The sequence below is a fragment of the Halorubrum amylolyticum genome (assembly GCF_004114995.1).
Lineage (GTDB): Archaea > Halobacteriota > Halobacteria > Halobacteriales > Haloferacaceae > Halorubrum > Halorubrum amylolyticum.
This window is the reverse complement of record NZ_SDJP01000032.1, coordinates 1-12,922: the sequence shown is the minus strand read 5'-3', so window position 1 is coordinate 12,922 and position 12,922 is coordinate 1. Positions and strand designations below refer to the sequence as shown.

Below are 12,922 nucleotides of genomic sequence, written 5' to 3'. Positions count from 1 at the left end.
CGAACACGTTCGGGTGGAGGTCCAACCGGGTCATGGACGGACCCCATCCGGGCGACGGCTACTCCGGCTCGTCGAGGTGACCGATGGCGAACGAGCCGTCCGGATGCGGGTCAGACCAGACCGAGCGCGTAGGCGGCCTGCCCGACGCCGGCGACGACGAGCAGAACGCCCGCGGCCGTGGTGAACCGGTCGACGCGCCCGGCGACCGCGCCCGTGCCGACGCGGTGGCCGACCGCGGTCGCGACCGTCACCGCTAGCATCAGGCCGGCGAAGCTCCCCGCGTAGCTCGCGAGGACGGCGGCGGCGCCGACCGTGCCGAGCGTCATCGACTGGACCGCGACCGCGAGGAACAGCGGGAGGACGCAGGCGGTCGCGACCAGCGCGTAGAGGCCGCCGAAGAGGGCGAACCCGAGGACGCTCGTCCGGCGCTCCGGGAGCGAGACGTGCGCGCCGAGGCTCCGGCCGGAGAGGACGACGCCGCCGAGGGCGACGAGCGCGACGCCGACGAGCGGCTCGACGACGGGGAGCAGCCGCTCGACCGCCTCGCCGGCGACGAGCGCGACCCCGGAGAGGACGCTGAACGCGAGGAGCGCGCCGGTCACTCGCCGTTGGGGTTGGGGTCGTAGATCTCCGGGTCCTGTTCGCCCTGTACGTCGAGGACGCCGAGAACGCCCTTGCGGACGACCCGGGTCAGCGAGTGGTCGACCAGCTTGATCGGACCGGGGACTGGCGTCTTGATCTCGGCGGTCGTGACGGTGCCGGGCGCGACCGGCGTCGTCTCCACGAACCGGGCGGGGTCCGAGACGAGGTCGCCGTCCCGGTAGAGTTTGTCCCAGACGTTGCCGATGGCGTGCCACGAGCTGCTGAGGTTCGGGCCGCCGTTGGACATGAAGACCCGGATTCGCTCGTCCTGCTCGACCGAGATCCGGCCGTACCCCGACTCGGTGAACGCGTACGCCTCGCCGTTGTAGGTCACGTAGGTCGGGTCCTCGGACTTGGCGGCCTCGAGGCTGAACTCGTGGTGACCCTCTTCGCCGGTCTCCTTGTCCGTGTAGATCTCGTGCTGGCCGAGGTAGAGCTCGCGGTCGACCTCCGGGAGCCCCTCCTTCGGCTCGACGAGGATGGCGCCGAACATGCCCGCGCTGATGTGTTGGTCCATATTCGGGACCGCGCAGTGGTAGATGTAGGACCCGGGGTAGGTGGCCTTGAACTCGATGGTGGCCTCCTCGCCCGGAGCGATCGTCGTCGCGTCGGCCCCGCCGCCGGCCCCGTAGACGGCGTGGAAGTCGATGTTGTGCGGCATGTCGCTGCTCTCGGGGTTCCGCAGCGTGAGGTTCACCGTGTCGCCTCGGCGGACGCGGACCATCGGCCCCGGAACCCGACCGTCGAAGGTCATGTAGTCGAGGGTGACGCCGGGCTCGATCTCGGCGGTCAGCTCCTTCGTCTCGAGGGTCACGTCGTGCGTGCGCGGGCTGCTCCAGTCGACGGGGTCAGGCAGGTCCGTCGGATCGGCAGCGATCCGGTCCACGTCGACCGACGCGGCGCCGGACGAATCCGACGCCTGGGCCGAGGTGGTCGATGCCGCGGCGTTCGCACTGTCCTCGGCACAGCCGGCGAGCGCGGCCACCGCGCCGAGACCTGCCACTTTCAAGAACGAGCGCCGTTCGGTGTGGGGAAGTAGCGACATTGGCTCTCTCTCCGGTTGGTGATTGTCGGTGGTATCTCGTATAACCGCACAAATATTCCCATCTTGTGAGTGAATATCTGAACATCTTCGATGTTTTCTACTTAAACACCGTTTGAGTTCAGGAACAAGCTCCCGAATATGTTCGATCGGTGTACGGTCGCGGGAAGTCGACCGCGAAGTCGGAACAGATCGCGGCGATACGGCCGAGACGGAGGGCGACCCTCACTGGGTCGCCCCGTCGGCGTCGACCTGCGGGGGGAGGTCCTCGACGAACCGCTTGACGGCGACCTCCTCGGCGCGGTGGAGGGCCTCGCTGCAGGTGGACTTCGCGAGCCCGACGCGGTCGGCCAGTTCGGTGAGCGAGGAGGTCCGCGGCGTGTCGTAGTATCCCTCTTCGACCGCGCGGAGGAGCAGATCCTGTTCGGTCTCGGTCAGCAGCTGGCTCGCCTGCAGCCGCTCTCGGACGTACTTGACGCGGAACTCCAAGCCGAGCTCGTCGAACTGCCGGCCCAGCTCCGCGATCCGGTCGTGGGCCCCGGAGATGTCGATGATCGCGTCGCCGTCGCTGATCTCGACGGGCATCTCGATGGGGACTCCCGACCGCTTGGCCGCGATGAGCAGCAGCGGCGCCGAGGTCTCGAACTGCACCGTCGCCTCGCGGTCGCCCCGGTCCATCACCGACGTCTCGGTAACGGACGGGTGCGACTCCATCGCGTCGAGGACGACCCCGACGTCCGGGGCGGTTATCCACACGAGCGCGAACCCCGGACCGTCGCCCGGGAGCGCGGCGATCACCCGAAACGTCGCCTTCGGGAACTCGCGCGAGACGTCGGCCGCCCACGGACCATCCGGCAGCTCGACGGCGAGGCGTGCTTGTGTCATGGGTATTCTCGATGAGGTAGTCGTGTTCGTCGGTGGATCGGCTCGGCTCGTCGGTGGGTCAGGCCGGTCCGTCGCTGAGGTGCTCCGGCCGGAAGCGTCCGCGTGCGGCTCCGTCGAGAGCAGAGGCCGGTTCGGTCATCGTCGGACGGTTCCACCTACGACCCGGACGAAAAGGAAGCATCGGTCGTTCTTACCGATCGACACGATCGACCGAATTATTCGGTAGTGGTTTGTTGCGCTAGCAGGCTTTTCTACGGGGTGTAGTGGAGAAGCCGGCTAGCCATCGAGCGTGGTTCGTGTCGTGCCGCGTCGGTTTGCCTTCCGACCTGATCGCTCGTGGTTCGAAACCCGGAGATTTTCGTCATTGCCGGACTACGTCCGGCTAGCAGCCAGAACGCGACGCGTCTCGGCTACATCACGAACGACCTCCGATCTCTCGAACGACTACACTCGCTCCGTGAGGCCGGAGGCTCCACCTTGCATTCGCTGAGATCGATCCGCCGCCGGGTCCGCGCTTTTCGTCCGACGAGTACCCGAACACGTTCGCGGATAGCGACTCCCGGGTGGCCGACCGATCGCGAGTGATGGGCGACTGCCGGCTCTGTGGCCTCCCGACCCCGGACCCTCCCGTTAGGGAAGCCGATGTCGACGGCGAGTTCTGCTGTCGCGGCTGCGTAGCGGTAGCCCGTCGGCTCGACGACGTGGACGACCGCGGGACGGAGTCGGGGCCGAGACGGTTCGGGAACGCGACGACCGGGGGCGACCGAGCGGCGGTCGAGACGACGCTCCCGTCGGACGCGGCCGAGGCCTATCTGGCGGTCGACGGGATGCACTGCACGACCTGCGAGACGTTCCTCGGGCTGCGCGGCGACGACTGTCGGGGAGTCCGCTCGGTGGAGGCGAACTACGGCACCGAGACCGCCCGGGTCGTCTACGATCCGGAGGCGATCGAACGGGGGGAGCTTCCGACGACGCTCTCCGGGTACGGCTACACGCTCCGGTTCCGGGACGGATCGGCGACAGGGGGCGACCCGGCGGTCGGCGGCGACGGCGCGACCCTCGACGACGATCGCGGGCCGACGCGTCCCGACGACCGGACGGTCGAGCGGCTCGTCGTCGGCGGCTTCCTCGCGATGCTGATCATGCCGTGGTACGTCCTGTCGCTGTACCCCAGCTACCTCGGCATCGAGACGAACGTCCTCGCGATCGACACGACCACCGCAGCGGGGCGGTACCTGCCGCTGGCGTTCATCGCGCTCCTGACGACCGTCCTGCTGGCGTACACGGGCGCACCGCTCCTTCGCGGCGCGTACGTGAGCGTTCGGGCGCGTCGGCCGAACATGGACCTCCTCGTCGCGGTCGCCGCGGTGTCCGCGTACGCCTACAGCACCCTCGCGCTCGCGACCGGCGGCACGCACCTGTACTACGACGTCACGGTCGCCGTCGTGATGGTCGTCTCGCTCGGTCGGTACTACGAGGGGCGAGTCAGATCGCAGGCGAACGACCTCCTCGAAACCGTCACGGCCGCCCGCGTCGAGTCGGCGACGCGGATGACCGACACGGGGTCGGAGACCGTCCCGATCGCGGACCTCGAACCGGGCGACCGGGTCCGGGTCACGCCGGGCGAACGCGTGCCGATCGACGGCACCGTGATGGAGGGGACCGCCGACGTCGACGAGTCCGTGATCACCGGGGAGTCGCTCCCGGTGCGAAAGGGACCCGGCGAGACCGTGATCGGCGGCGCGACCCTCCTCGGGGACCTCCGTGAAACCGACGGGGGTGAGGTCGAGGGAGGAGAGGCCGACGAAGGAGCGGTCGAGGGAGGAGAGGCCGGTGCGATCGTGATGCGGGTCGGCGAGGACGCGGAGAGCACCGCGGACCGCCTCGCCGCCGCCCTCTGGGAGGTCCAGACCGCCACGCCGGGCATCCAGCGGTTCGTCGACGCGCTCGCGACGATATTCGTGCCGGTCGTGTTGACGCTCGGGCTGCTCGTCGCCGGCTGGCAGCTCGCGACCGGGGGAACCGTCGCCGCCGCGATGCTCGCCGGACTGACCGTCCTCGTCGTCTCCTGTCCGTGCGCGATGGGGCTCGCGACCCCGCTCGCCGTCTCCGGCGGGCTCCGCGACGCGCTCGACCGCGGCGTGGTCGTCACCGACGCCTCGGTGTTCGAGGTCGCCCGAGAGGCGGAAACGGTCGTGTTCGACAAGACCGGGACCCTCACCGCGGGGGAGATGCGCGTCGGCGCGGCGTACGGCGACGACCGGACGCTCCGGCGCGCCGCCGCGATCGAACGCCGCGCCGACCACCCCGTCGCGGACGCGATCCGGGAGGCGGCCGCGGACGGCCGGTCGGCGACCGACGACCAACCGGCGACCGACGGCCTCCCCGGAGAGACGCCGGTAGAGTCGTTCACCCGCCACCCCGGCGCGGGGATCTCGGGGCGGCTCGTCGCCGATGGCCGCACCGAATCCGGCTCCCGAACGACCGACGCGCGCGTCGTCGTCGGGACCGCCGACCTCGTCGAGCGCGAGTGCGGGCCGATTCCCGAGCACCTGCGGAAGCACGTCGACGCCGTCACGGAGCGAGGCGCGCTTCCGGTCGTGGTGGGATGGAACGGTACGGCCCGCGGAGTGATCGCGGTCGAGGACCGCGAGCGGGAGGGCTGGGACGCCGCGCTCGACGCGTTCGCCGACCGCGAGGTCGCGGTCCTGACCGGCGACGAGGGGCCTCGGGCCGACCGGTTCCGGAACCATCCCGCGGTGGACGAGGTCTTCGCCGGGGTGCCGCCGGACGGGAAGCTCGAAGCGGTCCGCGGGTTCACCGCCGCCGGCACCACCGTGATGGTCGGCGACGGGACGAACGACGCCCCGGCCCTCGCGGCGGCCGACCTCGGGATCGCGATGGGCGACGGGACGGCGCGCGCCGTCGAGGCCGCGGACGTCGTGATCGCCGACGAGGACCTCCGAGCGGTCGAGACCGTGTTCGACCTCGCGAGGGGGACGCGGCGGCGCATCCGCGAGAACGTGGCGTGGGCGCTGTGTTACAACGCGGTGGCCATTCCGCTCGCGGTCGCGGGGGCGCTCAACCCCTTCTTCGCCGCGCTGGCGATGGCCGCCAGCAGCGGCATCGTCGTGACGAACTCGACGCGGTCGGTGTTGTGAGGGTGGCCCCGCGAAACGGCGGATCGCCAAACAGCGCCTCGTGAACGATGACGCGAGTGGGTGTATCGGGTTGTCAGAATGGTTGTTTATAAGTGAACGAGTGGTGTCGCTGTCGGCTGCTTATATGCGTCCTCACGGCTGCCCCTTTGGGTCCCTCCCCGCACCGCCAGCACGGCGCCTCACACCTCCCCAGCCTCGCGCGGCGCTCTTCGCGCCCGGTGGGCGCTTAGAGGCGCGCGCCACCGCACTCGTTTTTATAAACGATTCTCTCCGTCGCTCACGGTCGTCTAAATACTAAGTCGCGGTCGCCGATCTGCAATACTCACTCCCGTCATCAATCGTCGCAGTTCCTCACAGAAGCGGTGGAGGGGACATGAGCAGCGAGTCGGAGCGGGAGGTCATCCCGTGAGAGCCGTGCGGCCGAAACCGATCGTTCGCTCCGACTTCATCAGAGCGACGAACCCCTCCGACGCCTCTCTCAGACCGTCCGGATGAACCGCCGGAGCGTTTTGCCGTTCGAATCGCGGAGTTCGATCACGAACTGTTTCCCGGACGGTCCGTCGGAGAGCGACTCGCGGGGCGCCGACACCGCGTACGGCGGCTCGTCGCTGCGGTCGATCTCTTCGCCCCCGGCGAGGAGCACGACGTGGTCGACCCCCTCGGCGGTTTCGAGCTCGCAGGTGACCGGGTCGCCGCCCGTCTCACAGACGAGGTCCGCGGTCACGTCGCCGCCGTCGGTGCCGAAGCCGGACGAGAAGTCGAGCAGCATCGCGCCCGGCGCGAGCGTCCCCACGACCGCGACGATCACGAGGAACGTCGTGAAGTTGATCTTCGACCCGTGTCGGGCGATCCGGCGCACGGTGGGGTTCCGGGCGGTGCGCCGCAACCGGATCACGGCCGGCACGACGAGCAGGTGGGTGAGCGGCCCCCACGCGAGCAGGACGAAACCGTAGGCGATCGCGTACCGGAGCGCGATCGCGTCGGTCCAGTAGGCCGTTAGCACGTTCCCGCCCATCCACAGGAAGAACCCGAGGAAGACGAGCGCGCCGCTCTTCAGCCAGCGCCAGACGGGCGTGTTGGCGTAGTAGACGCTCAGGAAGTCGCGCCACGTTTGGCGTACGATGCCGCCGAGTCGCGTCCAAGGGTAGGTCCGGGAAGTGTCGGTCATTCGTGGGGTGTTTCGCAGTCGTTCGGGCGGTGATTCGGTCGGGATTCGGGGATTTCAGGTAGCGATGCGGGCGGCCGGCGCCTACGCGCCGATCGCCCAGAGCTGAGTCAACAGGTACCAGTTCAGCACGTAGACGGCGGCGAAGACGCCGAGGAAGATCAGACAGAGCGCGAAGGTGCCGCGGAGTTCGACCGCGTGGATCGGCTCGCCGCCGTCGGCGTGGAGCCCGCCCTCGGGCAGCATGCCGCCGTCGTCGCCGTCGGAGAGCCGGCCGCCGAACAGCAGCGATCCCACCGAGACGCCGACGAACAGGACGCCGGAGAGGATCGCCAACAGGGCGAAGATCCCGAAGATCATGAATATCGGAACCGCGGCCGAGAAGCTGAACTCCGAGCCGGGGATGTTCCTGACGACCTCGGCGGTCCGGCGCGGCACGCCGTAGAGGATGCCCGCGTACATTAACATTAGCGTGGCGACGCTCATCGCGGCCCCGTAGGCGTACGGGATCGCGGTCGCCAGCGCGTCCGAGACGAAGTCCCGCCGGAACATCGTCTTGATGACGAAGAGGACGAGCCCGAAGAACGAGAGCGTCGTCCCGAGCGCGACGGTGGCGTGGAAGTGTCCCACCGTTGCGAGGGTGTTGTGCCAGGTCATGTTCACTTGGATCTGGCCCATCACGACGCCGGTGATCCCGCCGAGGAAGCCGAAGAGGATGATGCTGAAGATCGTCGAGGCGAAGACGGGGTTCCGCCACGGCGCGGAGGTGAGCCAGCCGAAGAGCCCGCCGCCCTGCCCCCGCCGACGGCGCCCGGCCTCGATCCCGGCCGGGATCGCGAACGCGTGGATCATGCTCGCGAAGGCCGCGCCGTAGAAGGCGTAGGAGGTGTTCCAGATGCGCCACCCGGCGGACATGCCGGGATCGACGAGCAGGTGGTGGGCCGCCCCGAGGTTGATAAAGAAGAGGTAGAGGATGAAGGCGGTCCGGGAGACCTTCTCGGAGATCACGACCGCGCCGCCCACGACGTGCGTCAGGAAGTACCACACCGTGATCATCGCGAGTAGGTTGATCTGCTGGGTGCCGTGGCCGACGATCCAGTAGAGCTGTCGGTAGATCCCCGGGTCGACCGAGGCGATGAGGTCGACGCGCCACGCCAGCGCGTACGCGAACGCCGCGATTCCGCCGAGGATCGCCTCCACGGCGATGATCCCGGTGATGAACGCGCCGAAGGCGACGAGCGGGAGCGTCCGGCTGCTGTCGCGGGTCTCCGTCCAGATCGTCGCGAAGAACGGCAGCGCCGCGATCGTGGTCCCGAGCAGGAAGAGGATCGCCGTGCCGTAGAACCACGGCGTGACGGGCAGCGGGACGTACGCCGTCAACAGCGGCGCCTCGTTGGGCGCCTCGGCCAGCCAGATGGACGCGTTCACGCCGATCGCCCCGGCCACCATCGTGACGTATCCGACGGTCGCGAGCCGGCGAAGCGGGAGCTTCCGGCCGAGCACCATCGGCCCGCCCACGTAGAGGATGGCGATCTCCATGAACACCATCCAGAAGATGAGCAGATTCCACGCGTGCATGCTCAGGTGCGTGTAGTAGCTGCTCGGGTCGAGCAGCCCGATGAACTCCCACCGGGTCATCGCGACGGAGAACGCGAAGCTCCCGCCGACCGCGAGCGCGATCACCGCGGTCAGCCCGAACAGCTTCACGTAGTTCTCCACGGATCGGTGGATGTCGAGTCCGGTCACCGAGCAGGTTCGGAAGCCGTCCGCGCCGTAGTCGTTCCGGAACAGGGAGGTGATCGCCGACATGCTACCCCTCCACCACCGTGAAGCGACCGTGCATCGTTCGGTGGCCCTGTCCGCAGAACTCGTTGCAGACGACGTGGTAGGTGCCCGGCTCGTCGAAGGTCATCGGGACCACCCACTCGGAGCCCGGGAACACCTGGAGGTTGATCTGCTTGTTCAGGTTCTCCTCCGGCCTGACTGAAAACCCGTGCTGAACGTCGTAGGCGCCGAGGTGGAGGTCGTACTCGCGGCCCGCTTCGAGGACGACCGGGAGCCCGTCCCAGTTGAACCGCATCGCGCCGACGTACACGTCGTCGCCGGGCGGAATCAGGCCGTCGTCGGTCTCCTCGGCGGCCTCCTTGTACTCCCCGACGCGTTCCTGATACTGGTCGGGATCGACTTCGTACGTCGTGCCGATGGGGTTCTGGTCGCCGAACTGGGTGAACCCGGCCATCCACGAGAAGATGCCGAGCGACCACGCACCCGCCAGTCCGAGCCAGATGCTCTCGCGGCGATTCACCGGGGCGTTCCACCAGTCGTCGTCGGGGTCATCGAGCGGATTACTCATGCGGTGATCACCTCACCGGTAACGACAGGAGGTCGAGCAACCCCCATCCGACGTAGGCCACGAGAAAGAACACGATCGCCGCCGCGGCCAACAGCCAGATGCGGTTATAGAGGCGCTGCATCGCCGGAATGTCTCCGTCAGGTGTCGTACGATTGCTCATCGGTCGCTCACACGGTCTGGTACACAGATACGCATGGTGAGCGTTCGCCCGCACATGTTCGCGCGCCGGCGTCGCGCCGGCTCATATCGCGAGCGTTTCCACGAGGATCGCCGCGAGAACGGCCCCGAGGTAGGCGTTCGAGACGTGGAAGCTCCGGTAGGCCGCCGCCCGTTCCTCTGCCCCCCGCCGACCGGCGTCGTATTGGCGGACGACGCTCCGCACGAACAGCGCTCCGAGCGCCGTGGTGGTGACCGCGTAGAGGACGCCGAGGTCGGTGACGGTCCCGAGCAGGACCGCGGCGATCAGGGTGACGCCGAGCCACGCGAGTATCCGCCGGCGCGCGGCCTCGACGCCCGCGACGACCGGCACCATCGGGTAGTCGGCCCGCGCGTAGTCCTCGCGGTGGGCGATCGCGAGGTTGTAGAAGTGCGCCGGGGTCCAACAGCAGACGACGACCGCGAGCAGGACCGCGGGGAGGCCGACGGTCCCGGTCACCGCGGCGTACCCGATCAGGGCCGGCAGGGCGCCGGAGCCCCCGCCGATCACGGTGTTCCACCGGGTCGTCGGCTTCAGCAGGACCGTGTAGACGTAGGCGTAGTAGACGACGGCCGCCGCCGTGAGCGCGGCCGCGAGCGCGTTGACGAACGCGAGCATGACCGCCATCGAGGCGACGACGAGCGCGACGGCGAAGCCGGTCGCACGCCGGACGCCGACCCGATCGGTCGCGATCGGCCGGTCCGCGGTCCGCCGCATCTTCCGGTCGCGGTCGCGCTCGTACACATGGTTGAACGCCCCCGACGCGCCGGTCGCGAGGACGCCGCCGCCGAGGGTCGCGACGACCGTCACGCCGTCGAGTTCGGCGCCGGCCGCGGCGGCCAGTCCCATCCCCGCAAGCGCGAGCAGGCACAACAGCCACATCAACCGTGGCTTGGTCAACTCGAGGTACGCTCGGAGTCGCCCGCGGAACCGGAGCGGTCCGTCCCCGGACATTGCGTGGCGAGCGCCCCCGTCAGCCGCACCCGGCGTCACGCGGTCACCCCGACCACTCGGCGGGTCGTCGGCCGACGCGCTCGTGGTCGTCTCCACCCTGATCACGAGCGTCGCGAGGAGGACGGCAAAGACCCCGATCCCGCCCAGCAGGTGGACCCGACCGTCGAAAGACGGGACGCCGGTTCGGTTCGCGAGCCCGACGCCCGCCTGTACCAGATACGCAATTAGGACCGCGACCGTCCCGACGCGGACCGCGCGCGAGGCCGCCGTTCGGTGGGCGAGAAGCGCCGTGACGGCGAGGAGGGCGCCGACGGCCACCGCGGTGGCCTGGTGGACCGCAGCGACCGCGGAGCCGGCATCCGTGGCGGCGGTTGCCCCGAGTGCGATGAGCAGATACGTCCCCACGACCGCCCAGATCAGCAGCGTCGTGAGTCGTGGTCTATCCATACGTCCGCTGCGCGTCCCGCTCCCGCGGTCTTTCCCCCGAATATGTTCGCCGCCCGCCGTGTCGGCTTACGCGTGACCGTGACGCGAATGCGGAGTCGCGACCTCGCGGTCCCTCGTCCCCACGGCCTCGCGGTCCCTCGTCCTCGCGGCCGTCGACTCAGCGGCGGCCGTTGACTCAGAACGACAGGTGCGAGGTCGCTCCCGGCCCGTCGTCGCCGTCGTCCACGCCGCCGTCGTGCAGGTAGTCGTAGTGCTCGTCGGCGAGGAGGACGGTGTCGTCTTCGACCGCGATATCGACACCGGGGAGCGCGGTCCCCGACGCCTCTCCGTTGTCGCACTCGCCGGAGCAGGCGTCGAACATCGACCCGTGTCGCGGACAGATGATCTCGCCGTCGCGGATCGCCGCGCCGCGGCCCGTGTCGAGGCGCTGATCCTCGTGCGTGCAGTTGTTGACCCACGCGCTGACGCCGGGGTCCTCCTCGCACGGGACGAGGATGACCTCCGTCTCGTTCCCGAAGGCGTCCTCGGCGGTGAAGCGGTACGAGCCGCCCGCCGGGACCTCGGAGCGGTCGGCGATCGCGGTTGCGTCCGACATGGGATCGCCGTAGGGGAGTCCGGTCGAAAAGCCTGCCGACCGGTCGGCCGTCGGACTGCGCCGGTTCGGCGGCTTCGTCCCGTTCGATGGGTTTTATCCGGTCGTGCCGCGTGGTTCCGGTGTGAGCCAGTTCGATCGGACCGCCGGCGCGGACGCGGAGACGGAGGCCGGTGCGGAGACCGACGCGGAGCCGACTGCGGAGACCGACGCGGGGGTCGACGCCGACGGCGACCTGACGGCCGCCCTCCGGACGGAGTCTCAGGTGCTCCCCGCGGAGGTGTTCGCCACCCTCGGCAACGACACGCGGGTCGACATCCTCCGCGCCCTCCTCGAACTCGGCGCCGACGAAGAGCCCGTGAGCTTCACCGACCTCTTCGAGCGGGTCGACATCGACGACAGCGCCAACTTCAACTACCACCTCCGGCAGCTCACCGGCCACTTCGTCAAGCGGAGCGACGACGGCTACGAGTTCCGGTACCCCGGCCGCAAGGTCGTCAGCGCCATCTTCACCGGGACGCTCACCGAGCGCGCGCAGATCGGGTTCTTCCCGGTCGAGGGGTCGTGTTACGACTGCGACGGCGACCTCCACGGCTGGTACGTCGACGACACGCTCACCGTGGGCTGTGCCGACTGCGGGACGATTCAGGTGAGCTACCCGTTCCCCTCCGGCGGGCTCGACGACCGCACGACCGACGAGCTGATGCAGGCGTTCCACCACTACGTTCGCCACCACTACTGTCTGGCCGCGGACGGGGTCTGTCCCGAGTGCACCGGCGCGGTCGAGACGACGCTCGTCCGCGACCCCGACGAGGAGGACCTCGACGTCGCCGTCGAACACGTCTGCGGACGGTGTAACTACCGGCTGCGGTCGACGGTCGGCGTCACCCTACTGGACCACGCCGAGACGCTGCTGTTCTTCTCCGAGCGCGGCGTCGACCTGAACACCGAGCCGTTCTGGGGGTTCGACTGGTGCGTGAGCGACGAGCGGACGGCGGTCGTCTCCGAGGACCCGCTCCGGGTCCGGCTCTCGCTGTCCTGCGGCGGCGACGAGCTCCGCGTCGTCGTCGACGAGTTGGTGGACGTAGTGGAGACGACGCTGGCGGAGTGAGTCGGAGGGAGTGGGTCGGCGTACCCGTCGCTCGCGGAACGAAAGCGCCCGCCGGGCGGGCCGAACGGCCCGGCGGACGAACAGTAGAATACCTCGGGAGGATCGGCCGGATTCGGCCGATCGATCGGTGTGCTTACTCGAAGAGTTCGACGGCCTGCTCGTAGCGGTCGGAGGGTTCGTCCCAGTCGACGACTTCGAAGAAGTTGTCGACGAACTCGCCGCGGGCCGGGCCGTAGTCGTGGTAGTAGGAGTGCTCCCACACGTCGAGTGCGAGGATCGGGTGGCCGCCCCAGATCGCGCCCTGGTCGTGTTTGTCGACCACGACGTTGCGCAGCCGGTTCGAGAACGTGTCGTACACGAGCAATGCCCAGCCG

Annotated in this window: 11 protein-coding genes and 1 pseudogene; 2 read left to right on the top strand and 10 right to left on the bottom strand. The window is 69.1% G+C overall.

The features are described from left to right. Positions 1-110: 110 nt before the first annotated feature. The 3 genes from ESO89_RS15695 to ESO89_RS15685 form a co-directional block, all read right to left on the bottom strand. On the bottom strand, positions 111-602 hold the full coding sequence (locus ESO89_RS15695; RefSeq protein WP_128906389.1) for a cytochrome C biogenesis protein: 492 nt from the start codon (positions 600-602) through the stop codon (positions 111-113). Further along, positions 599-1,687 (bottom strand): copper-containing nitrite reductase, encoded by a 1,089-nt coding sequence (gene nirK / locus ESO89_RS15690; protein ID WP_128906388.1) that lies wholly within the window; start codon positions 1,685-1,687, stop codon positions 599-601. The genes ESO89_RS15695 and nirK overlap by 4 nt, the downstream gene beginning before the upstream one ends. Positions 1,688-1,909: 222 nt before the next feature. Further along, complete coding sequence (locus ESO89_RS15685) at positions 1,910-2,569, bottom strand: helix-turn-helix domain-containing protein (protein ID WP_128906387.1); 660 nt, start codon at positions 2,567-2,569, stop codon at positions 1,910-1,912. Positions 2,570-3,153: 584 nt separating this feature from the next. Between ESO89_RS15685 and ESO89_RS15680 the strand changes: the two genes are divergently transcribed. Further along, positions 3,154-5,730, top strand: a complete 2,577-nt coding sequence (locus ESO89_RS15680; RefSeq protein WP_128906399.1) for a heavy metal translocating P-type ATPase — start codon at positions 3,154-3,156, stop codon at positions 5,728-5,730. Positions 5,731-6,208: 478 nt separating this feature from the next. Here ESO89_RS15680 and ESO89_RS15675 read toward each other — a convergent pair whose 3' ends face one another. The 6 genes from ESO89_RS15675 to ESO89_RS15655 all read right to left on the bottom strand — a co-directional run bounded on the left by ESO89_RS15675 (position 6,209) and on the right by ESO89_RS15655 (position 11,440). After that, positions 6,209-6,898: a hypothetical protein gene (locus ESO89_RS15675; RefSeq protein ID WP_128906386.1), complete on the bottom strand. Its 690-nt coding sequence runs from the start codon at positions 6,896-6,898 to the stop codon at positions 6,209-6,211. An 81-nt stretch (positions 6,899-6,979) separates the two neighbouring features. Beyond that, positions 6,980-8,704 (bottom strand): cytochrome c oxidase subunit I, encoded by a 1,725-nt coding sequence (locus tag ESO89_RS15670; protein ID WP_128906385.1) that lies wholly within the window; start codon positions 8,702-8,704, stop codon positions 6,980-6,982. Between the two features lies 1 nt (position 8,705). Further along, positions 8,706-9,248 (bottom strand): cupredoxin domain-containing protein, encoded by a 543-nt coding sequence (locus tag ESO89_RS15665; protein WP_128906384.1) that lies wholly within the window; start codon positions 9,246-9,248, stop codon positions 8,706-8,708. 7 nt (positions 9,249-9,255) lie between these two features. Next, a complete protein-coding gene (locus ESO89_RS18660) occupies positions 9,256-9,408 on the bottom strand; it encodes a hypothetical protein (RefSeq protein ID WP_164932821.1) in 153 nt (50 codons plus the stop codon). 81 nt (positions 9,409-9,489) lie between these two features. Next, positions 9,490-10,845 carry a heme o synthase gene (locus ESO89_RS15660; RefSeq protein ID WP_128906383.1) on the bottom strand — a complete coding sequence of 452 codons (1,356 nt, stop codon included), beginning with the start codon at positions 10,843-10,845 and terminating at the stop codon, positions 9,490-9,492. A gap of 175 nt (positions 10,846-11,020) precedes the next feature. Next, positions 11,021-11,440, bottom strand: coding sequence for a Rieske (2Fe-2S) protein (locus ESO89_RS15655; RefSeq protein ID WP_128906382.1), 420 nt, complete (start codon positions 11,438-11,440; stop codon positions 11,021-11,023). Between the two features lie 121 nt (positions 11,441-11,561). On the opposite strand from ESO89_RS15655, the gene ESO89_RS15650 reads away from it, so the two are divergent. Then, a complete protein-coding gene (locus ESO89_RS15650; RefSeq protein ID WP_128906381.1) occupies positions 11,562-12,548 on the top strand; it encodes an ArsR/SmtB family transcription factor in 987 nt (328 codons plus the stop codon). 133 nt (positions 12,549-12,681) lie between these two features. On the opposite strand, the pseudogene sod reads toward ESO89_RS15650, so the two are convergent. Then, positions 12,682-12,922 (bottom strand): annotated as a pseudogene (sod, locus tag ESO89_RS15645) (superoxide dismutase [Mn]); the annotation flags it as partial.

Coding starts and splice junctions, on each gene's coding strand:
- nirK (WP_128906388.1), bottom strand. CDS start 1,687: ATGTCGCTACTTCCCCACACCGAACGGCGCTCGTTCTTGAAAGTGGCA.
- ESO89_RS15685 (WP_128906387.1), bottom strand. CDS start 2,569: ATGACACAAGCACGCCTCGCCGTCGAGCTGCCGGATGGTCCGTGGGCG.
- ESO89_RS15680 (WP_128906399.1), top strand. CDS start 3,154: ATGGGCGACTGCCGGCTCTGTGGCCTCCCGACCCCGGACCCTCCCGTT.
- ESO89_RS15675 (WP_128906386.1), bottom strand. CDS start 6,898: ATGACCGACACTTCCCGGACCTACCCTTGGACGCGACTCGGCGGCATC.
- ESO89_RS15670 (WP_128906385.1), bottom strand. CDS start 8,704: ATGTCGGCGATCACCTCCCTGTTCCGGAACGACTACGGCGCGGACGGC.
- ESO89_RS15665 (WP_128906384.1), bottom strand. CDS start 9,248: ATGAGTAATCCGCTCGATGACCCCGACGACGACTGGTGGAACGCCCCG.
- ESO89_RS18660 (WP_164932821.1), bottom strand. CDS start 9,408: ATGAGCAATCGTACGACACCTGACGGAGACATTCCGGCGATGCAGCGC.
- ESO89_RS15660 (WP_128906383.1), bottom strand. CDS start 10,845: ATGGATAGACCACGACTCACGACGCTGCTGATCTGGGCGGTCGTGGGG.
- ESO89_RS15655 (WP_128906382.1), bottom strand. CDS start 11,440: ATGTCGGACGCAACCGCGATCGCCGACCGCTCCGAGGTCCCGGCGGGC.